The 26,431-nt window shown below is 36.7% G+C and carries 24 protein-coding genes and 1 pseudogene; 5 read left to right on the top strand and 20 right to left on the bottom strand.

Translation table 11 applies throughout. From position 1 onward, the window contains the following. Window positions 1-21 precede the first annotated feature (21 nt). Both N0K73_RS06670 and N0K73_RS06665 read left to right on the top strand, forming a co-directional pair. A complete protein-coding gene (locus N0K73_RS06670) occupies window positions 22-1,461 on the top strand; it encodes an amino acid permease (RefSeq protein ID WP_181647438.1) in 1,440 nt (479 codons plus the stop codon). Between the two features lie 160 nt (window positions 1,462-1,621). Further along, complete coding sequence (locus N0K73_RS06665; RefSeq protein ID WP_181647444.1) at window positions 1,622-2,455, top strand: undecaprenyl-diphosphate phosphatase; 834 nt, start codon at window positions 1,622-1,624, stop codon at window positions 2,453-2,455. A gap of 36 nt (window positions 2,456-2,491) precedes the next feature. On the opposite strand, the gene N0K73_RS06660 is transcribed toward N0K73_RS06665, so the two are convergent. From N0K73_RS06660 to N0K73_RS06630, 7 genes are all read right to left on the bottom strand, one after another. Next, window positions 2,492-3,199, bottom strand: a complete 708-nt coding sequence (locus N0K73_RS06660; protein ID WP_146744987.1) for a hypothetical protein — start codon at window positions 3,197-3,199, stop codon at window positions 2,492-2,494. Between the two features lie 117 nt (window positions 3,200-3,316). Continuing rightward, complete coding sequence (locus tag N0K73_RS06655; RefSeq protein ID WP_112251267.1) at window positions 3,317-5,467, bottom strand: L-type lectin family protein; 2,151 nt, start codon at window positions 5,465-5,467, stop codon at window positions 3,317-3,319. 217 nt (window positions 5,468-5,684) lie between these two features. Beyond that, window positions 5,685-7,769: a lectin-like domain-containing protein gene (locus tag N0K73_RS06650; RefSeq protein ID WP_112251265.1), complete on the bottom strand. Its 2,085-nt coding sequence runs from the start codon at window positions 7,767-7,769 to the stop codon at window positions 5,685-5,687. Between the two features lie 87 nt (window positions 7,770-7,856). Then, window positions 7,857-10,277, bottom strand: a complete 2,421-nt coding sequence (locus tag N0K73_RS06645) for a lectin-like domain-containing protein (RefSeq protein WP_112251263.1) — start codon at window positions 10,275-10,277, stop codon at window positions 7,857-7,859. A gap of 142 nt (window positions 10,278-10,419) precedes the next feature. Then, entirely contained in the window at window positions 10,420-11,352 is a 933-nt protein-coding gene (locus tag N0K73_RS06640; protein ID WP_057974465.1) for an alpha/beta hydrolase, read from the bottom strand. Between the two features lie 130 nt (window positions 11,353-11,482). After that, window positions 11,483-12,235, bottom strand: coding sequence for a DUF4811 domain-containing protein (locus N0K73_RS06635; protein WP_112251261.1), 753 nt, complete (start codon window positions 12,233-12,235; stop codon window positions 11,483-11,485). Then, a complete protein-coding gene (locus tag N0K73_RS06630) occupies window positions 12,235-13,692 on the bottom strand; it encodes an MDR family MFS transporter (protein WP_112251259.1) in 1,458 nt (485 codons plus the stop codon). The genes N0K73_RS06635 and N0K73_RS06630 overlap by 1 nt, the downstream gene beginning before the upstream one ends. Window positions 13,693-13,865: 173 nt before the next feature. Here N0K73_RS06630 and N0K73_RS06625 point away from each other — a divergent pair, with 173 nt between their 5' ends. Then, a complete protein-coding gene (locus N0K73_RS06625) occupies window positions 13,866-14,330 on the top strand; it encodes a MerR family transcriptional regulator (RefSeq protein WP_112251257.1) in 465 nt (154 codons plus the stop codon). A 334-nt stretch (window positions 14,331-14,664) separates the two neighbouring features. Here N0K73_RS06625 and N0K73_RS08315 read toward each other — a convergent pair. After that, window positions 14,665-14,806 (bottom strand): annotated as a pseudogene (locus N0K73_RS08315) (helix-turn-helix transcriptional regulator); the annotation flags it as partial. A 277-nt stretch (window positions 14,807-15,083) separates the two neighbouring features. Between N0K73_RS08315 and N0K73_RS06615 the strand changes: the two are divergent. After that, window positions 15,084-16,091 (top strand): DUF1002 domain-containing protein, encoded by a 1,008-nt coding sequence (locus N0K73_RS06615; RefSeq protein WP_057974461.1) that lies wholly within the window; start codon window positions 15,084-15,086, stop codon window positions 16,089-16,091. Window positions 16,092-16,145: 54 nt separating this feature from the next. Here the strand turns inward: N0K73_RS06615 and N0K73_RS06610 are convergent, their stop codons facing one another. From N0K73_RS06610 to N0K73_RS06595, 4 genes are read right to left on the bottom strand one after another with little or no spacing between them, the layout of a single operon-like run. Continuing rightward, complete coding sequence (locus N0K73_RS06610) at window positions 16,146-16,619, bottom strand: hypothetical protein (protein WP_112251253.1); 474 nt, start codon at window positions 16,617-16,619, stop codon at window positions 16,146-16,148. After that, window positions 16,616-17,230 carry an ATP-binding cassette domain-containing protein gene (locus N0K73_RS06605; protein WP_225416504.1) on the bottom strand — a complete coding sequence of 205 codons (615 nt, stop codon included), beginning with the start codon at window positions 17,228-17,230 and terminating at the stop codon, window positions 16,616-16,618. Before N0K73_RS06605 ends, N0K73_RS06610 begins: the two co-directional genes overlap by 4 nt. After that, on the bottom strand, window positions 17,230-17,763 hold the full coding sequence (locus tag N0K73_RS06600; RefSeq protein WP_057974459.1) for a hypothetical protein: 534 nt from the start codon (window positions 17,761-17,763) through the stop codon (window positions 17,230-17,232). The genes N0K73_RS06605 and N0K73_RS06600 overlap by 1 nt, the downstream gene beginning before the upstream one ends. Window positions 17,764-17,781: 18 nt before the next feature. Continuing rightward, window positions 17,782-18,606 (bottom strand): hypothetical protein, encoded by an 825-nt coding sequence (locus N0K73_RS06595; protein ID WP_284068662.1) that lies wholly within the window; start codon window positions 18,604-18,606, stop codon window positions 17,782-17,784. A 229-nt stretch (window positions 18,607-18,835) separates the two neighbouring features. On the opposite strand from N0K73_RS06595, the gene N0K73_RS06590 reads away from it, so the two are divergent. Beyond that, a complete protein-coding gene (locus N0K73_RS06590; RefSeq protein WP_057974457.1) occupies window positions 18,836-19,129 on the top strand; it encodes a hypothetical protein in 294 nt (97 codons plus the stop codon). A gap of 66 nt (window positions 19,130-19,195) precedes the next feature. On the opposite strand, the gene N0K73_RS06585 is transcribed toward N0K73_RS06590, so the two are convergent. The 8 genes from N0K73_RS06585 to N0K73_RS06550 form a co-directional block, all read right to left on the bottom strand. Next, the gene (locus N0K73_RS06585) at window positions 19,196-19,966 is read right to left on the bottom strand and encodes a DUF2705 family protein (RefSeq protein ID WP_112251249.1); all 771 of its coding nucleotides are present in this window, start codon (window positions 19,964-19,966) and stop codon (window positions 19,196-19,198) included. Then, window positions 19,966-20,862 carry an ABC transporter ATP-binding protein gene (locus N0K73_RS06580; protein ID WP_112251348.1) on the bottom strand — a complete coding sequence of 299 codons (897 nt, stop codon included), beginning with the start codon at window positions 20,860-20,862 and terminating at the stop codon, window positions 19,966-19,968. The genes N0K73_RS06585 and N0K73_RS06580 overlap by 1 nt, the downstream gene beginning before the upstream one ends. A 143-nt stretch (window positions 20,863-21,005) precedes the next feature. Further along, a complete protein-coding gene (locus tag N0K73_RS06575) occupies window positions 21,006-21,806 on the bottom strand; it encodes a hypothetical protein (RefSeq protein WP_284068661.1) in 801 nt (266 codons plus the stop codon). 266 nt (window positions 21,807-22,072) lie between these two features. Further along, complete coding sequence (locus N0K73_RS06570) at window positions 22,073-22,966, bottom strand: ATP-binding cassette domain-containing protein (protein WP_112251243.1); 894 nt, start codon at window positions 22,964-22,966, stop codon at window positions 22,073-22,075. 2 nt (window positions 22,967-22,968) lie between these two features. Then, window positions 22,969-23,343 carry a GntR family transcriptional regulator gene (locus tag N0K73_RS06565; RefSeq protein WP_057974453.1) on the bottom strand — a complete coding sequence of 125 codons (375 nt, stop codon included), beginning with the start codon at window positions 23,341-23,343 and terminating at the stop codon, window positions 22,969-22,971. A gap of 113 nt (window positions 23,344-23,456) precedes the next feature. Continuing rightward, on the bottom strand, window positions 23,457-25,049 hold the full coding sequence (gene pyrG, locus N0K73_RS06560; protein WP_112251241.1) for a CTP synthase: 1,593 nt from the start codon (window positions 25,047-25,049) through the stop codon (window positions 23,457-23,459). A gap of 216 nt (window positions 25,050-25,265) precedes the next feature. Beyond that, window positions 25,266-25,862 carry a DNA-directed RNA polymerase subunit delta gene (gene rpoE / locus N0K73_RS06555; RefSeq protein WP_057974451.1) on the bottom strand — a complete coding sequence of 199 codons (597 nt, stop codon included), beginning with the start codon at window positions 25,860-25,862 and terminating at the stop codon, window positions 25,266-25,268. A gap of 44 nt (window positions 25,863-25,906) precedes the next feature. Further along, window positions 25,907-26,347 (bottom strand): YwiB family protein, encoded by a 441-nt coding sequence (locus N0K73_RS06550; protein ID WP_057974450.1) that lies wholly within the window; start codon window positions 26,345-26,347, stop codon window positions 25,907-25,909. Window positions 26,348-26,431 lie beyond the last annotated feature (84 nt).

The following is a 26,431-nucleotide window of genomic DNA, read 5'->3' as shown; positions in this document are numbered from 1 at the left end:
TATTCTATGGAGGCTATTATTTTGCTTGAATCAGAAAAAACGTTACGCTGGTATAACGTTGCTTTAATTGCATTCGTTTCCGTTTGGGGACTTGCAAATGTCTTTAATAACTTTGCGAACCAAGGTCTTACGGTTATTACATCTTGGATTCTAATCATGATTTTCTACTTTGTACCTTATAGTTTAATTGTTGGCCAATTAGGCTCAACATTTAAAGATGCCAGTGGTGGTGTTTCTTCTTGGGTGAAGGAAACGTCAACAAAAAGACTTGCCTACTACGCGGCTTGGACTTACTGGGTTGTACATATTCCTTACTTAGCACAAAAACCCCAAGGTATTTTAATTGCCTTCAGTTGGTTATTTAAAGGAAACGGTAATTTCGTTAACGAAACATCGGCCATGACTGTTTCAATCATGGGCTTAGTTATCTTCGTCTTTTTCTTATGGATCGCCTCAAAAGGGATTGCAACATTAAGTCGAATTGGTAGTATTGCCGGTACAGCAATGTTCGTCATGTCATTACTCTTCATTTTATTAGCCGTGTCAGCTCCCTTTATGACACATGCTAAAATCCAAACACCTGACATGGGTGCCATTAAATCATACTTACCTAACTTTAACTTCGCTTACTTCACAACGATTTCAATGTTAGTTTTCGCTGTTGGTGGTGCCGAAAAAATTTCACCTTACGTTAATAAAACAAAGAATTCTGCTAAAGAATTCCCTAAAGGTATGTTAGCTTTAGCTGCCATGGTTGCTATCTGTGCCATCCTAGGATCATTTGCCATGGGATTCCTATTTAATGGTAAAGATATTCCTTCTGATTTAATTACAAATGGCCCTTACGAAGGTTTCTTACGTCTTGGTAGTTTCTACCACGTCGGTAACTTATTCATGATTCTTTACGCAATCGCAAATGCAATGGCTCAAATTTCTGCCCTTGCCTTCTCGATTGATGCCCCATTAAAAATTCTTCTTGGTGATGCAGACGATAACTTCATCCCTAAAAAATTATCAAAACTCAACAAAAAAGGCACGCCCGTTAATGGCTATGCCATGACAGGTATCTTGGTTAGTGTTTTAATCATCATCCCTGCTATCGGAATTGGTAACATGAACGAATTATACAAATGGTTATTGAATTTAAACGCGGTTGTTATGCCAATGCGTTACCTCTGGGTATTCTTTGCTTACATGTTATTAAACAAACAATACAAGAAATTCAAATCAGGTTATAAATTCGTTAAGAACCCAGTTGTCGGTTACATTATTGGCGCTTGGTGTCTTTTATTCACAGCCTTCGCATGTATCTTAGGGGTTGTGCCTAAACTTAACTATTCAGATAGCCCTTCTAACTACATGTTCCAATTAGCGCTTAACATTATCACACCAATCGTATTAGTAGCACTTGGACTTATCTTACCAGCAATCGCACGTCGCAATAAAAAAGACGCTGCATAGATTTCATGCTGTCAGGCACCTATCAATTTAATTTGGTAGGTGCCTTTTTTTGTATTATGTTAAGAAGAAGATAACTCTACTGAAATTTATGGTTTTTGACTTACGGATTGGGTATACTAAAACAGTTAAATAAAAATTTTGGAAGGAACCTGTCATTATGATGAGTATTATTGAAATGTTTAAGGTTATTGTTCTGGGTGTTGTTGAGGGTATCACAGAATGGTTACCAATTAGTTCCACTGGACACATGATTTTAGTCGACGAGTTCCTACAACTCAAAGAAAGTCCTGCCTTTATGGAAATGTTCTTTGTTGTTATTCAACTAGGTGCTATTCTTGCCGTTTGCGTGCTTTATTTCCATAAGTTAAATCCATTTTCTCCAAAGAAATCACAATTAGAGAAAAGAGATACTTGGTCACTCTGGAGTAAAGTTATCGTCGCTGTCCTACCGGCTGCTGTTATTGGTTTGGTAGCTGATGACTGGTTAAACGCTAAATTATACAATTTCCCAGTTGTTGCTCTAATGTTAATTATTTACGGTGTTCTGTTCATTATTATTGAAAACAAGAAAGCTAATACGACACCTGCTATCACGTCATTTACACAAGTTAGTTATAAAACAGCCATTTTAATTGGTGTCTTCCAAGTCCTTGCTTTAATTCCCGGAACATCACGTTCTGGTGCCACAATTCTAGGTGGTATCTTACTTGGGACATCTCGTTTCATTGCTGCTGAATTTTCATTTTTCCTATCAATTCCAGTTATGTTCGGCGCAAGTTTATTGAAATTATTTAAATACTTCCATAATGGAAATTCATTTACTGGTGATCAATCAGCCGTCTTATTACTTGGCTGTGCCGTTGCCTTCTTCGTTTCAATCGTTGCGATTAAATTCTTAATGGGTTACATAAAATCAAAAGATTTCAAACCTTTTGGTTGGTACCGAATCGTTTTAGGTTCGCTACTCCTTATCTACTACTTCTTCATTAAATAAACAGACAAAAAACCACCAATTTAAAATTGGTGGTTTTTATTTATCTTCTTTTTTCTTAGTTGTCGTTTTTTTAGCCGCTGGTTTCTTCGTTGCGACTTTTTTCTTTGTCACTTTTTTAGTCGCTGCCTTTTTGACTGCTGGTTTCTTTGCGGCTGGTTTTTTAGCTGCCGCAGTTGTTTTCTTAGTGGGCTTCTTCTTAGCAGGCGCCTTTTTCTTTTTAACCACTTTTTTCTTAGTTGCTGCTGCCTTTTTAACGGGTTCAACTTTTTCTTTTTCAACAATTTCAGGTGGATTCTCTAAGAAGGCTACCTTCTCGGCAATCATGGTCGTCATGGTCACGTTGAAATCATCTTGATGTTCTAAATACTCAACCCCAGAGGTTACCTTATCGATACGTAACTTCGAAACGTTAATCACTGGAGATTCAACAATCAAATACACATTGATCTCCGCTTCATCTGTTACTTCATTAAAGAATCCTGGTAATTTTTTGTAATATTTATAAGGTAAATTAATGATATTAGTCTCAAGCGTAAAAATGGCTGTTCCTTCAGGATATTCAATCATCAATTGGATTTCAGCAAGTTGGTTATTTTTCAAACTCTCAGCCAAAGTTGCATAACCTTTAGCAAATAAATCGGGAATACCGACATTTTGTACATCTTCTGGTGTCGCCGCATAAAAAAGCTTCGTATACGTCTCTTCTTCAATCGCTGACATGAACTGTTCAACCGTCATTTTCATTAGGTGTCCTCCGTCTTTTCTCTCATTCCATAAACTATCATATCCTAGATAACAAGAATTGCAAAATTAAAATACAAAAAAAGGCGCATAAATGTACTTATGCACCTCCGTGAACCCTTATTTTAGTGGGACATTGCTTAATGTCCATTTTATTGTGGCATGGTAAGTCTGCCCTTTAACCGTGCTAGGCTTAATGTGTAATAAAATCCCCGTATCTTTATCCCATACCTTATTTATTTTGTCACGTGATGAAGTCCCACTTAGAATTGAAAGACTACTATTATTTAACGGTGTCCCCGCATCCTTCGCAGAAGCCTTATAGATTAATGCATCTTTCAAAATTGATTGATCCGCGCCTACCAGTTCACTAGCTGTAATGGCTAAGTTCCATGTTCCTGGTAACGACGCCTCTAATTGTACATTTAACTTCTCATTAGGGTTGAAGTCCGTTAATACATTCGGAATTGGTAATGGCTTTTTTTCCGTCCCGAAATTCAAGGCACTAATAACCGTTAAACTTAATTTACCTGGATCGGCGACGGTAATCGTAACCGTTTTTGTCGCGGTATGTTGATAGTTGTCCACAACGGTTACGGTATACGTATGCTTACCGACTGTTAACTGACTCGCCGGAATCGTTTCTTTATGGTGGGAACCAGTTTTACTTAACTCGATGTATTCTGGCTTGCCTTTAATAGTATTATCAACAACACCGGTTACTTCGCCAATATTTTGCGGCTTAATATCTCTATCCGTTTTCACAAGCGCATCAAAACTAGCCGTATCACCGAGATTACTATTTTGGTCGGTAAGACCCGTAATGCTCAATGTTTGGTTGGGAACCGAAATGGTAAAGTTAGCCGCGTTGGATTCTACAATTGCGTTATTTCCATTGAAGTGACTAATGGGGCTCGTTGCCTTAGTATCCGCAGTTACGGTATTAGCTGTACCCGTCATACTGATTGTTGCCGTATTATTTGCGGTTGATAAGTCTTTAGACAGTTCCTTAGTAATAACACCGTTTTTAGCCGTATTCGTATTAAAGTTATCGACTGTTCCATCTGCATACTTGATCGTAGCGGCTTCGTTCAACGTCACATTAGTTGGTACATTCAGTACTGCTTTAATTTTTTTCCAGTCCTGTTTACCTTCTTTATAGGTTAAGGTCGTTTGAAAATTAAGTTGATCGCCACTCATCACGTTGCCGTTATTCGTTACATCTTGATTATTATTCGTACTATCTGTGACCTTTTGAACACCGGCCGCCGAAACTAAATTTGAAATCTGTTCAAACATAATTAAGTTATTTTCGTACTTGCTACCAGTTGAACCCGTGAATCCCCACATAATATCAGTTCCATTACCATTTTTCCCATCCGCGGTAAATCTACTTTTATCAATTTGGGCGGTTTGGCTTTGACCTGTTAATGCCGCACCTGTCGTGGGATCCTTATCATCTATTGTATAAGTCATCGAACCCTGCGTTGCCGATAATGTTTTATAATCTAACGTTACATGATGCCATGATCCGTTAGATAGATGTCTTGTTTTAATAACACCCTGGTGATTCATTACGGCATAAAACTTCAAGAAACCAAACCCAAATTTTAATCCGTACGTTTCAGGCGAGCTAGGGTACCCATAAGCAATATGATTAGTCCCTTTGACATCAGATGTATTATCAAAAGACGTCCCTTTCCCCGTATCGTTGTTATCATACGTATCAAATTCAAGTGCCCAGGCATTATTTATTGCAGTCTTAGCAATATCTGCTCTAGTACCACCATTATCAATCCCCCAAACACCCAACGATTGACCAACCCCTGATATGGCACCCGTTCCACGGGTATCATTTTGAAGCACAAAAGCCATCCCATCGCCGGAATCGAATTGATTACCAAAGTACATCCACATGTTCGTTTTACTATCCTTATTTATATTAAACGTGTTCGCAGGCATAGACCATTCTGAACCCAGCTGATCGCTGGAATCCGTTAATTTCACAATCGCCTTTGTTGCCGCACTAGAACTTTCATCCACGACCTTGTTATCCTTATCAAGCGAAATAACACTTGAATGATTGGCCGATCCGCCACCCGTCCCTGTTTGGAAAATATGATCCAGCGTTAACGCATCTGGTGCCACTGAAATAGCTTTAGCATAGTCTGCCGCTGCGTCTGTTGCCGCATTCGCACTAACAGAACCACCAATTCCTATCACTCCCAATGATAGACTCATTAAAAGTATTTTCCCCAATTTTAGCTTCATTATAAAAGCCCTCCCATTCGGTAACTCTTATATATTATCATAACACTTAATCGTACAAAATAGATTAATAATTACAATATAAATCAGCCATACCAATTATTTTTAACCATTAAACCAGGACTTTCATATCATTTATTACTTATGAATGAATTATATATTCAATTTAAAATTTAAATAAAAAAAAGAAGCATAATTAATTATGCTTCTTCCCCTATATCTATTCTGTTGGTGTGTGACTTAGCGTCCAATTGATGGTTGCTTTATAACTTTGTGTTTTAACTTCACTCGGTTTAACCTTTAACAGAATCCCCGTGTCTTTAGCCCATGTCTTCGTTACCTTAGACGCAGATGACTGACCGTTGAGAATTGTTAAACTATTACTATTAACAACTGTTTCTGCGGCATTTACTGAATCCTTGTAAATTAAAGCACCCTTTAAAATGGATCCATCAGCCCCAACAACATCGCTACCTTCAACTCCTAAGTTCCATGAACCTGGGAGTGATGCTTCAAGCTCAACATTCATCGCCGAAACAGGATTATAAGTTGTCGTTGATTGAGGAATTGGAATCGTTCCAAAATTCAAGTCATTGACTGTCGTTAAATCAATCTTACCTAAATCTTTGACCGTAATCGTTGATTGAACTGTTTTAGAATCACCATAACCATCATCAACCCTAATCGTGTAGGTATTATCACCCAACTTTAATTTGTTCGCTGGGATTGTTTCAGAATATGGATATGGATCTAACTTATTCAATGCAATTAACTCATCACTTAACTGTGCACCATTAAGTTTAGTCGTAACTGAAACAACATTAGGTTCCAAGATAGTATCTGTTTTAATGCTTGCAGCAACTTTGGCAGCTTGACCAACGTTAATGGTTTGGTTAACTAACCCGGTAATTGTAAATCTTTGTTGTGATGCCTTAATCGTAAATGCTGCCGCATTCGATGTTATCATCGCATTTTTACCGTTAAACGCACTTGCAGGACTAGCCACTTTTGTATCTGATGTAACTGTATTGGCAGTCCCGTTCATACTAATTGTTGCAGTATTATTAGTTTTAGACAAACTTTTCGATAAAACTGCTGAAATAGCTTTGTTCGTCACTTTAGTCGTATCGAACTTTTGGATTGTTCCATCCGCATATTTAATCGTTGCTTCTTTATCTAAGGTCACATCATTTGGCACTTGCAATAAGGCCTCAATTTTTTGCCAATCTTGTTTACCATCTTTATAGGTTAACGTTGACTGAAAATTAAGTTCGTCGCCACTAACAACCGTTCCGTTATTAGTCACGTCCGCATTGTTTTGCGTTACATCAGTAACTTTTTGGACGGCGTCAGCAGAAACCAAACTAGAGATTTTTTCAAACATCACTAAGTTATTTTCATAGTTACTTCCGGTAGCCCCCGTAAATCCCCAGGTTAACTGACCGTTTGTGCTAGCAAATTTACTTTTATTGATGTTAAATGAATTCGTTTGTCCGGCCAATGCCGCACCGGTACTTGGATCTTTATCACCAATCGTGTAAGTCATCAATCCGCTTGATTTGTAGTCTAACGTTACGTGCCACCACTTACCATTAGATAATTTCGCGGTATTGATAATGCCATTATGACCCAATTTATTGAACTTATTTATAAGCCCAATAGTTTGATATGAGCCAGCATCGTTAGGGTGCGCGGCCGCAACATGATTATCCCTAATCGAATCCAAATCATCAAAGCCACTACCGGCGCCCTTATCACCATTTCGATGCGTATCAAACTCCAGTGCCCATGACTTTTTAATAGCGGAATTGGCAACAGAGCTCTCCCATCCGCCGTTATCCACACCCCAGACACCTAATGATTGGCCCGCTCCAGAAATAGCAGCCGTTCCCCGATCATCATTTTGTAAAACAAATGCCATTCCGTCACCAGAATTACCACCTGCATTACCGAAATACATCCACATCGTTGTTAAATTATCTTTGTTAATATCAAATTTATTATTTGGGGTTGACCATTCTGAACCCACTTGTTTTTGTGCATCCGTAATTTTAACCAATGATTTATCCGCGGTTGCCGATCCTTCTGGCACCACATTTCCTTTAGCATCCAGTGTTACAACGGTCGCAACGTTAGATGCCCCTGATACAGTCCCTGTTCCTGTCTGGAAAATCCCAGTCAGAGTCAAGGCTTCAGGTGATGATTTTAAAGCAGTATCGTAGTCAGCGTCAGCACTGACTGTCCGACTACCAACCCCCAAGGTTAGTGCAATCATAATACTTGTTACAATCAATATTTTCATCATTCAGTTCCTCCTCCCAAAATGTCTTGCATTTTGATCAGTAGCTTAAAATCCGACAATTCAACTCATTGGTTGCAGCATTTATTTTTATTAGTTAACTGGTGTATTTGTTAATGTCCAATTAATCTGTGAGGTATAAACTTCGTCAGCTTTAATCTCACTTGGTACTACGTTCAACACAATTCCTGCATCCGTAGCCCATTTTTTTGTAATTGCTGCTGCTTGTCCCGTGCCACTATCAATTGTTGTCCCAATTGTTGGACTTAGTGGCGTGAAACTTTTATCTTTGGTATCACGGAACCCAACTGTTGAATGTTGCAAAGTACTGTTATCACTCTTAGCAGTTAAAGCACCCGCAGTGACAGACAATGTCCAATTCTTTGCCGCTGAGGTTTCTAACTTGAGTGTATAGTCCGCAGTACGGCTTAATACACTCGTTTTAGCTGGTATTTGATTATCAAATTTAATCGAATCATCAGATGAGATACTTAATAATCCCACGATAACCGTAATCGTTTGATTATTAGATGTATTTCCCTCCGTATCGACTGAGTAAACCGTTAAGACATGCGTCCCAATTGAAAGCTTGCTTGTATCTAGGTCAACCTTATGATCTTGTGTTGAACCCGGTTTAGCATTGGCATATTTTTCTAATTGAACCGGCGTGCCAGATGCGCCTTCTTTATAGTATGTTGTAATATCTGCACTGTTATCGACAACTTGGAAATTAAACGTATATGGTGCAATGACCGTTCCGTTGTTGTCATTTAATGTTAATACGGGATGAATATTAATTTTATTCGTATACTTCACTGTTTGAATACCGGCAGCATCTGTTGCTTGAACAGTAACCGTATTTTCGCCAGCTTTATATTTATCTTTTGGTACCGTCACGCTAAATTTACCATCTGTCCCAACATCCGCTTTAATCGGTGTTGTTTCATTGTTGACGGTTACATCAACCTTAGCACCCTTAGCAAGTAGCCCACCCAAACTAGATTTTACTGTCCCACTGACAGTTGCGTCTGAACCATAGTTAACATCAATATCTTTGAGATTATCGATTGTTAATAGAATTTTGGGTTGACCTTTAACGGTATAGCTAACGGCATTGGTATTAGCAATCGCGTTGCTTCCGATAACTTGTCCGGCTGGGCTAGTATCTTTACTATCTTCAGTAATCGGTTTTACTGTACCAAAGTATGTTACCTCCCCAGTTGTATTGGGGGTTGAGATATCTCCGTTACCCTCTGCCATTGGTGCTCCGAGATCAAGTACATCCTTAGGCGTATAACCCTCTTGTTCCTTACCATTTATCAGGACCGCCGTCCAATCAATATTTTTATCAGGAAATTTAGCATACGCGGCCGGTATTTTCCAAACTTGTTTACCACCCAAATATGTTGCCTTTGTTGTAAATTTCAACTTATCTCCAGCATTAACTATGCCTGTCCCATCACTGGGTAAATCCTTTCCTTGCGTAAGATTAGTTACAGTTTGTGTTGCTTTTGCATCTACAAGTCCAGGAACTTGTTCAAACATAACTAAGTTACTTTCAGAGTTAGCGCCCGTAGAACCCGTAAATCCCCAACGAATTTTACCGTTAGTTGACTTAAATTTTGTTTTATCAATTGATACTTTTTGCGTCTGCCCCTCATACTCAGCAGGTGCAAACTTCGAAGCATTGTATTCCGATATCGCCTCTTTATCATCAAATGTATAAGTCATAGATCCTGTTTTTGCGTCTATTGTTGTGTAATCAATTGTCAAATGATGCCATTTACCATTAGACAAAGAATCATTGTAGGTAATCAATCCAGTATGATTTTGCGTATAATATGCTTTACCCAAAAAGCCTTTACCCTTATAAGTACCCGCATCCGCCGGATATCCACTGGCAATATGACTGCGGCCTGGCAAGTTAAGATCAAAGGCACCACCACTATTCGTGCCCCCATTCATATAGGTATCAAATTCTAAGGCCCAGCTATTCTGAATAGCTGAACCGAGCAGATTAGAGCTAATATCATCTCCCCAAACACCTAATGTTTCACCGGAATTTCCCGAAATGGCGGCATTTCCCTTAGAGTCATTTTGAAACACGAGTGCCATTCCATCTCCGGCACCGTTCTCTCTATTCCCTAAATAAACCCACATTGATGCTTTTCCGTCCTTATTGATATCAAATGAATTATCATCAGTCGACCAAACGGCGGCCTTTTGATTTTTATCATTAGTTATTCTAACAAGTGTTTTTACTATAAGGGAAGGAGTATCCGTAGGTTGATTATGTTCGTTTAAATTAATCATGTCACTACTTGTAGTGACACCTGCCCCAGTACCCCGTTGGAACAGTCCATCCATCGTTATTGCTCGAGGGGCAGTTGAAAGTCCCTGAGCATAATCTCTCTCTTCATCAGTAAGAACAGCCGCTTTAACACTTGAAACCCCAGCCAAAAAGAACATCCCAAAAGCCAACATTGTTATTTTTAATTTATTATTTATCATCATCGTAATAGTCCCCCACCCATTTTATCGAAATATAACATACTTATATAGTATCATGTTATATCTTTTAAAAACGTCAAAAAAAGGAGGACTACACGCACTTTTTGATACTTTTCCACCTCCGCTAATGCTTGATTTTTACCAATTATGAACCTAAATTATCATTCATGAATTTAACGACTTTTTTACTATATAGGGCTGGATCTGTACCGAAGGCTTTTGCATGTCCTGCACCCTTAATAACCCACAATTCTTTCTTACCTGCAGACGCCTTATAGTTGTCGTAAACCATTGAACTTGGCACAAAATCATCTTTATCCCCATGAATAAATAACGTTGGTAATTTATTTTTCTTCAATTGCTTAACAGAATCTGCTTCAGCAAAAGAATATCCCGCACGCAACTGTGTCACCCAACTTGAGGTTGTGATTAACGGTTGCTTGGGTAGATTAAATTGTAACTTCAATTGATAAGCTAATAGGTCCTCAACATTCGTGTACCCACAATCTTCAACAATTGCCTTAACTTGAGTAGGTAACTTCTCGCCACTCATCATCATGACCGTTGCGGCACCCATACTTAGACCAAATAGACCAATTCTCTGATCTTGCCCTTTTTCAGCAATTAATTTTTTCGTCCATTTAATATAATCTAAACGGTCTTTCCAACCAAAACCAATATAATCGCCTTCACTCTTACCTTGTCCGCGATCATCTGGCGCTAACACATTGTAGCCAGCATCATGGAATAGTCGAATATATGACGCCATATTTTCTTTGTTTTCCATATAGCCATGAGCGACCACAACTGTTTTAGTTGATTGTTTTTCCGCAGGCACATAATCAGCAACTAATTTTAAATTCTCGCCAGCCGATTGTTGTGTCCAGTTCTCTTTTTTTACACCAGCCAACCATTTTTTATCTTTAATAGTTCTCTCCGGTGTTTTCTTTGACGCCCCTGTTAATGTTTTTTCGGTATTTTGGATAGCGTAGTGATAGAGGTAAAAACTTCCACCTGCAATCGCGACCGCAAATAGGACCAAAATACTCACGATCCAAATGATTATTTTCTTTTTCATTCAAAAATCCCCTTTTATTGTATATGCCATTAACGTATTATAGCATTGTTCATTTTATAATTCATATTTTAATTAAAAAAAATAACCACACTAGTTTGCTAACTAGCGTGGTTACAACGTTATAGACCATTTATTTAACTTGTTTAACTTCTTTTAAAATGGCTTGCATAACTTTTGCCTTTTCTTGTACCTTAAATGCGTCAGTTGCTTGTTTAACTATTTCAGCTTTATCTGCGGATGAAATTTTATCATTTTTCATCATTGCATTTGCGACTGCTTCCTTAGCGAAGGCAGCCCCTTCTTTAGCAAGTTTTGCTTTACCAGCCTTAGAATTTACTTGAGCTTGTTCGGCTTTAACTATTTTAGGCATTGCCTTAGCTTGGTTAGCCGTTAAAACTAGCATATCTTTCTTAACATAGAACGTATTCGTTCGTTTAATTAAGACATGATTATTATCGGCGATTCCAAACATCAATTTGTAGGTATTATTTTTATATACCCAACGCGTTTCTTTGACTACCAACTTATTGCTCTTCGCATTTTCAACGATTTTGCTAGTTGTATCATCAGTTTGCGTATGTTTCGTTTTTGTTTGTGATGCCGTATTTTTATAGACGACCACTTTTTCAGAACCATCCGTTCCAATTGGTTGGTAGACTAATAAGTTCGTATCCTTAGACATTGAGGCTAAAGATTCCGTTTTAGTTGTCGTTACCTTTTCCATCCCGTAATGGGTGCTGTAATTGGCAACAATCATCCCACCGAGAACGATAATACAAAGTGCAAAAATACCACCGAGCGTATAACTTACTGCATTATTCCTAATTAAATTCCATGTTAGGAAGAATAAAACAACGGCAATAACCAATAAAATAATAATCATTATTTTGCACCCCCGTTATTTGTTACTTGTTGTTTTGATTTTAAGAAGAATGAGAGTCCAAGACCAATGACACAGAAAATAATCGCAATGGCAAAGGCTGCTTTATACCCACTCAACGTCGCATTAATCGCTTGGTTCTTATAATCTAAAGGTGCTGATTTAAGCAGTGATTTACCAGGCAGTGCATCTACCGTTACGTTTGTTAAAACAGAAACCATGACAGCTGTCACAATTGAACTGGCAATTTGACGTGCTGTATTATTAACGGCCGTTCCATGACCCATCAATCTAGCTGGTAAAGCATTCATCCCAGACGTTGTTGTTGGCATCATAACCATTGAAATCCCGAACATCCGGATAGCGTACATGACCACGATGTATAACGTTGGCGTATCTTTCGTTAAGAACGCGAAAGGAATTGTTCCTAACGTTAATAGGAACATCCCACCAGTCGCTAACTTCTTAGCCCCAAATAAATCAAACAGACGACCCGTGAATGGACTCATAATTCCCATCATCAATGCCCCGGCTAATAACGTTAACCCTGATTGGAAAGCACTATCTCCACGCACAGTTTGTAGGTACATTGGCAAGATCATTTCGACACCGATCATAGCCATATTAACGATAGAACTTAAGAGCGCAGCAATTGTGTATTCTTTAGACGCAAAGACGTGTAATTCTAAGAATGGTGTTTCCATAGTTAGTTGACGCCATACGAAAAGACCAATAAAGATAACCCCAATTGCTAAGAAACTAAGTACTGATACACTACCCCAGCCGTTATCACCAACAGTTGAGAAACCATAAAGTAAACTACCAAAACCAATTGTTGATACAATTAGTGATAGAATATCAATTTTTGATTTATGCGTTTCGATAACGGGTTTCATAAACCAGAAAGAAGCCACGATAACAACGGCTACGATTGGTACAATCATCCCGAAAAGATCACGCCATGTTGCATTATCCACAACCCAACCTGAAAGCGTGGGCCCAATAGCAGGTGCCAACCCAATAACCATTCCGGCAAGTCCCATTGATGCCCCACGCTTTTCTGGTGGGAAAATCGATAACATAATCGTTTGGAGTAATGGCATCGTTACCCCAACACCAACAGCTTGAACTAAACGACCGGCAAGTAAGAAACCAAAGTTAGGCGCTGTATATGACATCACCGTTCCAAGTTCAAAAATCATCATTGCCCCAATATAGAGCCATTTTGTGTTCACGCGACTACTTAACCACGCACTAACAGGAATAAGGATCCCATTAACCAACATAAATCCAGTTGTTAACCATTGAACTGTTGACGTTGTCACGTTAAAGTCCTTCATTAACGTTGGATATGCTGTTGCTAAAATTGTTTGATTCAAAACCGTACAGAACGTTCCTATTAACAATGTTGCAATCAATAGGTTACGGTTATACGGTCTTCCTTTTGCATCTAAATTCATTTTGCTGACCTTCTTTTCCTCTTAAAATAACTTCGACTATTAATATAAGACTATTTGCAACGTATGTCAACCTACTTGACATACGTTTTAAAAAATATATAATCAATAGAGTAAATATGACAAGATTAATCCCGTTATCATTAATAAATTTTTTAATTTGGAGGTAAATTTATATGGATGATATAAACGACATCGCAAATATTCAAGATTATGCGAAAAGAATGGCCGATATTATGAAAAACGATACGTTCTCGATTGGTATCGGTGAAATTGCTGAAACAACTGGTCTTACACAGAGCCAAATTCGCTATTGGGAACAAAAAGGCTTCATTAAATCAATTAAGACAAATAAAAATCAAAACAGAAAATATTCTTACCATACATTATCGATTATTCGTTTAATCAAATCTTACCTAGATTCTGGGTTCACTCTCAAAACTGCGGCAGAAAAAGCCAATGCGCATAAAAAAATGGGTAAAATGCTACGTCAAATTTTTACGGATCGTTTCGTAGGCGTTGAAGAAATCGATGGTTTACCATGTATCAATCTTGGATTTTTCGATAAAGAAGAAACTCAGACGTTATACGTTGTAATTCATGATGACTCAACCGAAATAAAAGTTGTTCCAGTAAAATAAAAAATGCTCAACACTCCGAATTTTTCGTGAGTGTTGAGCGTTTTTTGTTTTTTGGCGCTTATTATGTCCGATGTCCGAGCAAGAGCCCAAACTAACATTCCGATGAAACCAAAGATAACCCAATAATAGCGTGCCAAAAATTCCCATCCATTATTAATAGGTTTATATTGCCATTCTCGCCATCGATGATTTTCATGCCAATCTTTATCCACCTCATCTTCTTCAAGCAGGCCTTTAATTTTCTTTTTAAATCCTGATTCAGGCTGACTGGCATCCCCGCCAAATAATAAAACTTCTACAGGAACGTCCAACACTTTCGCAGCCGCTTCGATTTTACCTAAATCCGGTTCAGCTTCTCCCGTTTCCCATTTTGAGATAGCTTGTCTTGAGATAAATAATTGGTTCGCCAATTCCTCTTGTGACAACTGTTTTTCCTTACGACATTTAACCAATTGTTCTGCAAAAATAATTTTCATCCCGATGTCCTACTTTCCTTTAATTAACACCTTAATATTATCATCCGGTAAAATGTTCAACAAGCAACGGATGGGGCAATCTCCCGCAACCAAAAATAGCATACCGCAAATCAAATTCGCATTTGCTTATATAACAGGGTTTTGAACGTATTTTATACAAATGAATGCAATACTGATAATCCTTAATTTTTTCTATTATTTAAACCCATTTATTATGCTTTTCTCTCCAGATAGGTATAATTAAGTTAAAATATATGATAATTGAGAGGGTCACATTATGAAATTCAAAAATATAATTTATACGGCGGCAGTCACTACATTAGCTGTCCTTAGTTTAGGATCAGTTGCTCACGCTGCAACTGACACATCTAGTTCGGCTTCATCAACAACAGAAAAGACAACCGATTGGTCAAATCCCGTTGTCACATTAGGTTCAAGTTTAACGGATTCACAGAAATCGGGTACAATTTCGACATTAACAGCGAGTTTAGACAGTAATTCTACTTACTCGACCTTACCAGTTAATGGATCTACGTTGGTTAAATATCTCAATAGTTCTGGTAGTACCTTCAATTCAGATTCAGGCGTTTGGTCATCAGCGATGGTTCAAAAAACCAGCAGTGGTTCCGGAATTAACGTTAAAATTTTAGATTACAATGGCACAAATAATATTACGACAATTACGGAAAACCAATATAAGAATGCGGCCTTAACGGCTGGGGTAACCGACGCTAACATCTATGTGACTTCCGCAACAAGAATTGATGGTTCTGGCGCCCTTGCTGGTGTCTATGCAGCTTTTGCTCAAAACGGTGAAACCTTGAATACAAAACAAGTGACTGCCGCTCAAAATGAAATGTCGACGTTAAGTGACATTACGCAAGCTAATAAGAGTAAAGACGGTTACACGGATTCACAGTTAAATAATGCGGTAGCCGGTGCCAAGAAAGATATGGCCAAAGAAGGTAGCAACGTTACGAACAACCAGATTACAAATATTGTGAATAACCAAATCACAAATAATAACTTAACTAACATCATTACTGACAATCAAAAACAACAAATTGTTGCTGTTTTAATTAAGATTCGTGACTCGGGTGCTTTAGATTCATCTGATTTCAAGTCACAAGCCAACAAAGTCGCAACAAATATTCAAGATGGTGCGAAAGATATTTTCAGCAAATTAAACACGTCTGAAAATCGTAACTTCTTACAAAAAATATGGGATGCAATCGTCTCATTCTTCAGTTCTATCTGGTCAGCTATTACATCAATGATTTCATAAACATAAAAACGCACCATTTAAGATGATGATTTATCTTAAATGGTGCGTTTTTATTTAATTTAACAGACTAAATCCAATTCTAACTACCATAATCATGCACAACATCTCAAAAAAAATATATTTATGCGTTCTAAAATTCAACGTTATCATGAGACTCATCAAGGTTGTCACTAAAATTCGTAAATCACCTATAACAAAATTTTGTTTAATTGCCAGACTCATTATCAAATTTATAGCAACAAGTATAATAAAATTTGGCGCAATTCGCTTAAAGGCCAACCAATAATATTTCACGTTGTTAACTCGAGGACGAATCATATTCTCCAATTGCCAGATATCATTAATGGGAATTAAAATAATTAATACCTCGAGACAACTCAAGAAAATAATCGTCAATTGACTCATTAGCGTCCCATTCCATGCAAAATTATATTGAATAGCATTCATAATTTTGGGATCTTGATAATAGAGACCAAAAATACATAGTTTTAATAGTACCAAATAAAGGATTACTTGATTCTTTCTCATAACTTTTGTAAGTCACCTTCGACTAGTTCATAACGCGTTGTAAATTCCAATTCAGATAGGTTTTCATGTGACGCAATAATAATAGATTTCCCTTCACCAATTAGCTCCATAACCATCTGGCCAAACGTTTCCAATGCCTTTTTATCAAGACCTCGTGTAGGTTCATCCAACAAGATTAAGTTTTGATTCTCCATAATAGCTTGTATAATGCCCACTTTTTGACGCATACCTAGTGAGTACTTATTAATTTTTTCACGACTATTATAATCTAAATCAAGCTTGCTAAATAAGTCACTGATTCTTTTCTCATTGTAATGATGATTAATTTGAGATAAGAACTTCATATTTTCTTTAGCTGTACTAGTTTCCATAAAGCTCGGGTTCTCAATTAATGCCCCAATTTCTACGTTTTCAAAAAGTGTAACAGTTCCACTACTTGGTTCCATAATATTAGCGATGATTTTGAAAAGAGTTGATTTTCCGGATCCATTAATCCCCATGATATGGATTAATTCACCTGAATCAACGGTTAAATTTAAGTCATTAATAATCTCATGTTGTTTAATTTTCTTTGATAATGCTTCTATTTTTAACATTTTTTTAGTTTCCATTATATAATTCCCTCCACATACCATTTAGAAATAATATTCATCACAAATGCGTAATGCCAGATAAAATTCATTCCCAGTGCAACTGCGAACACGAACACAGGGTTCATTCCAAAATTAATTAAGTTCATAACCATAATTTCAAATAAAAATAAGACCATATTAATCAATAAATAGAGATAAATGACGCCGACTCTAGCCGGATGTTCAACAGGCAACAACCATAAATTTAAAGCGTATTGAAATCCTAAATAAACGAGTCCAAGACTCATAGACAACATCAACTGACTTGTTAAATATTTTGTCAATTTCACTCTTGTAATGAGTAAGTTACTGATCCGGTTGTACCTCACTAACTGGCTAAAGATTAACACAAGTACAATTACGTTAGGTACAGTCGTTATAAAATTAGTCTGAGCTAAAGTAGAATAAACATCTTTATTTAACCCGCCTAACATTAATAGATTCCCACCGCCACAAACCAACACTGCCATAAGTAGTAAGACATTCTTCTTACGATTTAAAATTCCAATCATCCTGCTACCTCCTCATTCCTACTCATCATAGTATTGATCCCATACCTTATATAAAATAAAAGTAACTAACCCAAAAAAGAAAACTGAGCCGATAAAGGGAAACCACGCATTAAATTTAGGCGCATAGGAGCCAATCGTCCGTATTCCAGGTGTGAATAAGGTGTCAAAAGACACCGAATTCATAAAGAGAGAGCCAATGAAACTTCTAATATTTAATAACCCCATTAATAGACCCGGTACTAACGAAAAAAATAAACTTGCAATCAGTCCTACAGCGTAATAAAGAACCGAATTTTTCAAAAATAAACCGATACTTAAAATGAAGCTAGCAAATACCATAGCGCCAATTGTTGATAGGATAAGGTAAAAGACTAAGTTTAGAATAGCGTTCGTTGAAAAGACGTAAGGTAATTGATCGAACAGACTCCGCGTCTCTTCCGTAAAATTAATTGGATTAATTATCATAACGGAAACAACTAATTCTAAAATTCGATAACTTAAAAAGATACCTCCTGAATAGACGATATTCATTACGATTGCTTTTAGTCGATAGCGTTTTTGTGAACCCAGTCGTGTGATCATAAGGTTATCAAAATGGTTATTTTTAGCGCTGATAATATTATGAGAATAAAGAAATGGCATCACTGAGATATAGAAAAAGAATAAAAGTGCTGATGAAAAGCTCCCCTGTGTACCATAAAAGAAATTTAATCCTGAAGCTTCTTTTGGAATACTTGCTAAACTGATATACTCATTTTTTGCGTATAAAATCGTCGCTATTACCACATATAAATATGAACAAATTAAAAATATAACTCTTTTTTTTCTATTAAATATTAACATCTTAAATGTCCTTTCTATGTTGTTCACATTTCATTAAAATTTAAATTTTTGATTAATTATTTCTTCTCAGTATAACGAAGTATACAACTCTAAACAACGTTAGCGCATGAGTCTCTATTTTATTAAAATAACATAAATATTAACGGTCAGAGTTGTACATATGCGTTTAAAGAAAGCGTTTTACAAAGATGCTCATTTATCGTAACATTATACAGAAAGGAGGGATTTCATGAAGAAAATATGTTTTGTATTAACCGTTAGTTCCGGTATAAACTTTAGTTCAATAGATGCTATCCCATTTATTAAAAATCACGATGACCTAAAAGCCTATTTTTCTAGGTATTATGATGTTTCAGTTAACTATCTTAAAGATAAAGACAGCGTTGATTATTTGGTGGTCCCCAAACCTTTCGTGCCTTTTGATAATGAAAATAATTTACCAATAATTGAGGTGCCAGCACGTTTATTTATAGAAAAGGACTTTGAAAAAATAAAAATGTATCTAGATAATTCTATTTCTTAATAATTAAATAAAAAAATGGATAACGTAGAAAATTCTACGTTATCCATTTTAATTTCAACCGGTTAGTTAAACATTTTTACGCTTGAATACGAGGTATCCCAAGAATAAGAATACTGCTGTGTAACCAAGGTTACCCCAAATTAATTGATTTGTCGTCAAATGTGTTAAAGCCTCAAATGTTTTTCCGGCTGATAACTGATTACTCAAGTTCATCATGTTAAGCGGATTCCATTTAACCCAGTCCCATTTAGTAATAACTAAAATTTGGATACCTGAAAGGATACTCGTTAAGAAGTAGAATCCAATTCCGGCAGCAATTGAAGCACCAGAACTATTAAAGGCACTAGCTAATAGCAAGACTAAACTGATAATTAACCATAAATTCACAAAGTTACCAGCGAGGGATGTTGTTAATGCGCCGATAATCATTTGATTTCCTACTTTTTCTGCGAATGATAGATCAGGTAAGAAGATTAATTTAGCAACAATTGAAGCAACAATCACTAATACGTTTAAATAGATTGAGTAGATGAACACGGTCAACCATTTACTTGATAAAACAGCCCCCCGTGAATATTTACGATATAACAAATCTTTAATTGTTCCAAATTGTGATTCCATAGCAACAATTGTACTTGCACTCGCAACCATTATCATCACGATAAAGAACGTTGCGCCAAAACCACCAACAAATAGGTCTTTAGCTCCAAATATTTTAGGATTCATTTTTGAGATAATTGCAACGCCAAAAATAAAAATGGTAAGTAAAATCGAAATAATTGGTGTTGATTTCTTTTTCAATAATTTGAATGTTTCTTGTTTAACCAATGTTAACATCAGGCTTTACCCCCATCTTTTTGATCTAATAAATTAAGCAATGATTCTTCCATATCGTTTTCTTGATGTCTAACATCATTGATTTTAATTTTGTTATCATAAAGAACTTGAATAATATTTGCCAAATCAGCATTTTCACTCATTTTAATTTTAACTGATCGGTCAACTTGTAGCTCATACTTAGCCGCCGTTAAAACTTCCTTAGCTTTTTCGTTATCAGTTGTCGTTAACATAACGTAATGGCTATGTCCTGCATTCAATTCTTCAACAGACATTGCTTGAATGATTTTACCTTTGTTTAAAATGATAAAATGATCAACAATCTTTTCTAATTCGCCCAAAATATGACTTGAAATTAAGAACGATGTTCCTTTTTTTGATAATTTCAATACAAGTTCACGGACGTCACGTGTTGCTTGAGGATCAAGTCCATTCATTGGTTCATCCAAAATAATTAATCTTGGTCGATTCAATAATGCCAAGGCAATTCCTAATTTTTGTTTCATCCCCAATGAGTATGACTTAGCCTTACGGTTAATATAATCTGTCATATGTAGGTCAGCCACAATTTCGTCTAGTTCTTCTTTAGTATTATTTTCAGAGAATAATTTTAAATGATCATAGCCACTTAAAAATGGATAAATACCGGGGTATTCAATTAACGCACCGACTTCTTCTAACGCCTGATGACTCGTTGTTGAAACCATCTTCCCATCAATCGTTATTTCTCCTGCTTGGTAACTAGCTAATCCAAGAATGGATTTCATGATGGTTGTTTTACCGGCACCATTAGCACCAACAAGTCCAACAATTTCACCTTCTGAAATCTTGAAGTCAATCCCTTTAAGCACTGTCTTTTTGCCGAAACTCTTTGTTAAATTATTTATCGTTAACATTTCTTTCAAACTGAATCCCTCCCAATAATATCGCTTTTATGTGTATAAATTGTAGTTTATCATAATCCACTTATTATACATACTAACAAGTTTGTAAGGTCGAAATAGCCCCCTATTCGTTATGAATAGAGGGCTATTATTTTTTAAGATTTATTTTTTGAAAATTTATTTTGTATCTTTTGCCAAATGTTTTGTGGCCGATAGATAACGATATACGCAACGATAAACGTGATAATCCCGGTAATGACGCCCACTTTTATCATTTCACTCAGCTTTGTATAACCGCGACCTTGCCCACCAATAATGAATCCAATATAAAGAGTTACAAAAATCAGTAACGGTTTTTTTAGATAGTTAAATTGTAAGTAAGGACCGTCTTGTTCTAATGACAGATTATTAAAGAAATAAGAAGCTGCCCACATCATTAACGCGGCTAAAATCAAGAATATTACTATCTGGACTGGGACGCTAGGCCCCATCATTTCCATATTATATTCGGACGCATAATTAAAAGGATTACCCATGCTATTATTGAGGAATGCCCCCGTAAATATTATCCAACTTCCAAGAAACCCAAATGCAGTTATTGTTGCTGCTAAAATACCGTTCACTAGAATTCCAACAATGGTTCCAACAGCATATATGGCAGTATATCCCGCTATATAATGTCCCAATTTTAATACTAAAAATGATTCTGAAACGTGGAAATAATTGCTTGAAATTAATAGTTTAGCAATACCAACATCCGCTATCATACAGATTACGATTGTTGCAAGTGTCGTTATAAATATTAATCCTGATTTTTTCCAAAAATATCGACGTCTTGAAAAACCACTCGAAAAGATAAATTCATTAAATTTTGTTTTTAAATCATATAAACTCGTAAACAGGCCCACACCGACTATAAATAAAAGAAATATTTCTGACCAGGCATTGCCCAGCATAGTTGAGCCATCATTATAACCCATATCTGCTTGATACTTTTTATAATCTAACTGACTGACATGGTTTTTTATTTTACTTTCTTTAGCATCAGAATTGGTTTACTTGACATAATACTCGTATGTTGTCATCTTTTCTGTATCCTTGACGCTATTAATGGTGCCCACCGTGTTTATCATCGATACCCCGACAATTAAAGCAACAAATAACGCGATAAACCACTTGTATCTTTGCCAAACAATTTGATTCAATCTCTTATTTACTGTCATTATTTTTCACCTTCAGTACTTTCTTTAGCTGAAATGCTTGCTCGGAATAAGTCTTCCAGAGTTAACGGCAATTCTTCAAATAACGCTGGGTCTTCAGCTTGAATTTGCGCCTCAAGTTCTGCTGAATAATGTTCAAATAAAACAACGACTACGCGTCCTTGAATACTAATGGCGCGACTATTTTCTTTAACAAAAGTTGGAATTTCTTTTGATTTAAACACTAATTGTACTTTTCGAGCTTCTGAACGCGTATCTTCTAAGCGATAATCACTCACAATATGACTACCCTTCAATACAATCGCGCGATCGATAAGTCGGTCTAACTCTTCTAGGTTATGTGACGAAATCAAAACGCCTCGCTGATCTTCAGAAACGGCATCGATAATAATCTGAAAAACCTGCTTACGAACGATAACATCCAAACCGTCCAACGGTTCATCTAAAATCACGTATGGTGCTCCGGTTGAAAAAGCTAAAACAATGTTAAATAACCCTTGCATCCCCTTAGAGAATTGACGGTATTTCGTTTGACGTGGTAAATCATATTCGATGACCCAATTGTTATATTTTTCACGATCGAATGTTTGATAGGCTAACTCGTAAAAGTCGGCGATTTTGTCGATTGTGTAGCTATCAAAAAAGTTATTTTGAGTATCCAAGTAGAAGAGCTTTTCCTTTAACGTTAAATCTTCTTTAACCCATTGGTCATCAATCAAAATATCGCCAGTATCTGGTATGTATTGGCCCGCGATTGACCTAAATAACGTCGTTTTACCGACACCATTACGGCCAATTAGACCTACAATTTCTCCGGGGACCAAGCTAATATTAATATCTTGTAATATGTCTTTGTCTCCGATTTTTTCTGATAATCCTTTAATTTCAAATCCCATGTTTAGCTCTCCCCCTTTTCAAAATATTGTTTAATCCAATCATGTATTTCATTTTCTTGTACACCTAGATAAGTTACTTCTTTAATTGTGTCTAATAATATCGTACGAACTTTTTGAATCTGACGTTCATCACGATCACTCTCATTTGTTGCTTTAACATACGTACCACGGCCTTTAACGGTGACAAGTACATCTTGCGACTCGAGCACCTTGTAGGCTTTACTAACCGTATTCGGATTCATCTCATGAATTTTGGCCATTTCTCTGACCGATGGGACTTTATCGTCTGTTTGTAAAATACCTTTAAAGATATCTTCTTTAATACCTGATATTAATTGTTCATAAAACGGTTTGCTACTTGTCTTATTAATTTGCACTTATCTCACCTCCACCATGTGTACTATTATACATAGTACACAAATTAATACAACCCCTATGCACAAAAAAAGAGAGGTTAACGGAATGTTAACCTCTCTTCGTTCATTATTTATTAAACTGTTGCGTTCACGAAAGCTTGGAATAAGCCTTCGGGACGTTGTGGTCTTGATAAAAATTCTGGATGGTATTGAGCTGCCACGAAGAATTTGTTTTCAGGAATTTCAACAACTTCAACTAAACGGTTATCTGGAGATGTTCCAGAGAAGACCAACCCTTCGCCAGCAAGTTGTTCACGGTATTCATTGTTAAATTCATAACGATGACGGTGACGTTCTTGAATGACATCTTGATTGTTGTAAGCTGCGGCTGCTACTGTTCCTGGTTTTAATTTACATGGGTATAAACCAAGACGTTGTGTGCCACCCATATCTTCAACTTCTTCTTGATCTGTCATCAAGTCGATGATGTTATATGGTGTTTCTGGAACAGCTTCTGTTGAATGTGCGCCTTGAAGACCCACCACGTTACGAGCAAATTCGATACATGCCATTTGCATACCAAGACAAACGCCTAAGAATGGCACATTGTTTTCACGCGCATATTGAATTGAAAGAATCATCCCTTCAAGTCCACGGTTACCGAATCCACCAGGTACGATGATACCATCAGCAGCTTGTAATGCTTCGACAACGTTGCTTTCATCTAATTTTTCAGAATCAACCATCGTAATCTTAACGTCAGCATCAACCGTGTACCCAGCATGTTTCAATGCTTCGGCAACAGAGATGTAAGCATCTGGTAATTTAACATATTTACCAACAAGCGCAATATTGATTGTTTTCTTCAAGTTTAAAACTTTCGTTTCAAGTTCTTGCCATTCAGTCATATCAGCTTCTGGTGTCGTTAATTTCAAGTGATCAACAACAATTTGGTCCATTCTTTGTTTTTGTAATGCTAAAGGAATCGTGTATAACGTATCAACATCCATTGATTCGATTACTGCTTCCGGTTCAACATCACAGAAATTAGCTAATTTATTACGCATATCTTGTGAAATATGTTCTTCTGTACGAACAACTAACATATCTGGTTGGATACCCAAACCACGTAATTCTTTAACACTATGTTGTGTTGGTTTTGTTTTCATTTCACCAGCAGCTTTTAGGTATGGAATTAAAGTTGTGTGGATATAAATCACGTTTTCAGAACCAACATCAGCTTTCATTTGACGTAATGCTTCAAGGAAAGGTAATGATTCAATATCGCCGACAGTTCCACCAATTTCAGTAATCACAACGTCTGAATCTGTTGTTGTTCCAGCGCGCATGATTTTTTCTTTAATTGTGTTTGTGATATGTGGAATAACTTGAACTGTGGCACCCAAATAATCACCACGACGTTCTTTTTGTAAAACTTCTGAATAAATTTTACCAGTTGTCACATTCGAATATTGATTTAAGTTGATATCAATAAAACGTTCATAATGACCAAGATCTAAATCAGTTTCCGTACCATCATCAGTTACGAAGACTTCCCCATGTTGATATGGGCTCATCGTTCCTGGATCCACATTAATGTAGGGATCAAACTTTTGAATTGTGACCTTTAAGCCTCTGTTCTTTAATAAACGGCCAAGAGATGCTGCAACGATCCCTTTACCAATTGACGAAACAACGCCACCTGTAACAAAAATATATTTGGTCATTATGAATCTCCTTTGGGTTAGTTTTTTTGGGGATTGTATGTTTATGGCCTGATACTTGTTCATTATAAATATAAAAACAACAAGCTCCCTAAGCTAACTAGATTACTCTAATCAGGGTAGGGAGCTTGTATCAACCGTGCGTTTGCCCTCACAAGAAATACCTGCGAGGTGCCCAAAAAATATATTACAGGGTTTTGACGAAATCGTCAAGTCCTTTTAACTATTTTCCTCGTCATCATCTGTATCATCATCAGCTATCTCAGATAATTGATCTTCAATACCTTCTGGTAATTCTTCTTCATCATCAGAATCATCATCAGCTATTTCATCAAGATCTTTATCATAGCCTTTGATTTCTGCATCTTCATCGTCATCATCGTCGTCATCTTCATAAGTTGCATCTAAATCATCGTCCTCAGGATCGTCATCATTGTAATCGATAACGTCATCATCATCAGCGACATCTGCTAAGAAAGCATTAACTTTCTTACGTTTTTTACGTTTAGGACGATCTTCGTCATCTTCATCTTCCACATGAGCAACAGCTTCATCGATTGAATCGAAGGGATACCATGATCGTAATCCCCATAAGTTCTCTCCAAGCGAAATGAAACTACCATCTGCGTTCAAATCTGTGTAAAATTGTGATAAGCGATCTCTCACTTCTAAATCATTTTTACCAAGATATGTTTGGATTTCATTAGTTAAGTCAGCAAAACCCATGACGTCACCATGTTGCGATAAGATTGCGTGAGCAACCTCGATCATTGATAACTCGTCTTTGTTTTGGCCATCGAATTGTTTAAGCTCCAACTAGCACACGTCCTTTCCAAAAGTCTACTCTTAATCATACATTTTTATGCGGTAAATTGCAATCGGATATTGTAGTCTCCTAATAATTCACCATTAGTTGTCAATCGGTAATCAATCTCAACTGACCCCGAAATAGGTTGATTTTTTAATTGGCTTTTTAGCCGTTTCGTTTCAATTTCAATTGGAATCCGGCCATACGCCGTTTTATAAGTTCCGCTAATCTTTTTTTGCGCCAAAAAGATTAATTTTGTTCGGATGGCATCTGTTTCTCGTGTTAATTGAATTTCGCCATCATCTTGTAATTTAAATGTGACTGGAATTGTTTGACCAGTCTCTTCATCTTCTTCTTTATATCTGATGTACATCCCGTCGCCTAAACGAACAAGTTGACCTGTCGTTTCAATGACGTAGCGTTCAACTTCGCCTTCTTGCGTTTTAACCGTTTCTAAATGAATTGCAATTTGTTTATCCAATGTGATTGCCACGTGACTGAGTCCTCCGTTCACCTTATTGTTTCATTGTATTATAACTTAGATTTTCATAAATGTCGTTACTTAAAATCAGGATTA

The organism is Dellaglioa algida (genome assembly GCF_030127605.1).
Classification (GTDB): domain Bacteria; phylum Bacillota; class Bacilli; order Lactobacillales; family Lactobacillaceae; genus Dellaglioa; species Dellaglioa algida.
This window is presented reverse-complemented; position numbering and strand designations above follow the sequence as displayed.

What these genes read in the sequence shown, in the direction of transcription:
- N0K73_RS06645 (WP_112251263.1), bottom strand. Translation starts at nt 10,277, where the DNA reads ATGATGATAAATAATAAATTAAAAATAACAATGTTGGCTTTTGGGATG.
- N0K73_RS06605 (WP_225416504.1), bottom strand. Translation starts at nt 17,230, where the DNA reads ATGGAAACTAAAAAAATGTTAAAAATAGAAGCATTATCAAAGAAAATT.
- N0K73_RS06590 (WP_057974457.1), top strand. Translation starts at nt 18,836, where the DNA reads ATGAAGAAAATATGTTTTGTATTAACCGTTAGTTCCGGTATAAACTTT.
- N0K73_RS06660 (WP_146744987.1), bottom strand. Translation starts at nt 3,199, where the DNA reads ATGAAAATGACGGTTGAACAGTTCATGTCAGCGATTGAAGAAGAGACG.
- N0K73_RS06570 (WP_112251243.1), bottom strand. Translation starts at nt 22,966, where the DNA reads ATGGGATTTGAAATTAAAGGATTATCAGAAAAAATCGGAGACAAAGAC.
- N0K73_RS06665 (WP_181647444.1), top strand. Translation starts at nt 1,622, where the DNA reads ATGAGTATTATTGAAATGTTTAAGGTTATTGTTCTGGGTGTTGTTGAG.
- pyrG (WP_112251241.1), bottom strand. Translation starts at nt 25,049, where the DNA reads ATGACCAAATATATTTTTGTTACAGGTGGCGTTGTTTCGTCAATTGGT.
- N0K73_RS06655 (WP_112251267.1), bottom strand. Translation starts at nt 5,467, where the DNA reads ATGAAGCTAAAATTGGGGAAAATACTTTTAATGAGTCTATCATTGGGA.
- N0K73_RS06580 (WP_112251348.1), bottom strand. Translation starts at nt 20,862, where the DNA reads ATGTTAACGATAAATAATTTAACAAAGAGTTTCGGCAAAAAGACAGTG.
- N0K73_RS06600 (WP_057974459.1), bottom strand. Translation starts at nt 17,763, where the DNA reads ATGATTGGAATTTTAAATCGTAAGAAGAATGTCTTACTACTTATGGCA.
- N0K73_RS06595 (WP_284068662.1), bottom strand. Translation starts at nt 18,606, where the DNA reads ATGTTAATATTTAATAGAAAAAAAAGAGTTATATTTTTAATTTGTTCA.
- N0K73_RS06635 (WP_112251261.1), bottom strand. Translation starts at nt 12,235, where the DNA reads ATGATTATTATTTTATTGGTTATTGCCGTTGTTTTATTCTTCCTAACA.
- N0K73_RS06630 (WP_112251259.1), bottom strand. Translation starts at nt 13,692, where the DNA reads ATGAATTTAGATGCAAAAGGAAGACCGTATAACCGTAACCTATTGATT.
- N0K73_RS06625 (WP_112251257.1), top strand. Translation starts at nt 13,866, where the DNA reads ATGGATGATATAAACGACATCGCAAATATTCAAGATTATGCGAAAAGA.
- N0K73_RS06650 (WP_112251265.1), bottom strand. Translation starts at nt 7,769, where the DNA reads ATGATGAAAATATTGATTGTAACAAGTATTATGATTGCACTAACCTTG.
- N0K73_RS06575 (WP_284068661.1), bottom strand. Translation starts at nt 21,806, where the DNA reads ATGCTGGGCAATGCCTGGTCAGAAATATTTCTTTTATTTATAGTCGGT.
- N0K73_RS06615 (WP_057974461.1), top strand. Translation starts at nt 15,084, where the DNA reads ATGAAATTCAAAAATATAATTTATACGGCGGCAGTCACTACATTAGCT.
- N0K73_RS06585 (WP_112251249.1), bottom strand. Translation starts at nt 19,966, where the DNA reads ATGTTAACATTGGTTAAACAAGAAACATTCAAATTATTGAAAAAGAAA.
- N0K73_RS06610 (WP_112251253.1), bottom strand. Translation starts at nt 16,619, where the DNA reads ATGAGAAAGAATCAAGTAATCCTTTATTTGGTACTATTAAAACTATGT.
- N0K73_RS06640 (WP_057974465.1), bottom strand. Translation starts at nt 11,352, where the DNA reads ATGAAAAAGAAAATAATCATTTGGATCGTGAGTATTTTGGTCCTATTT.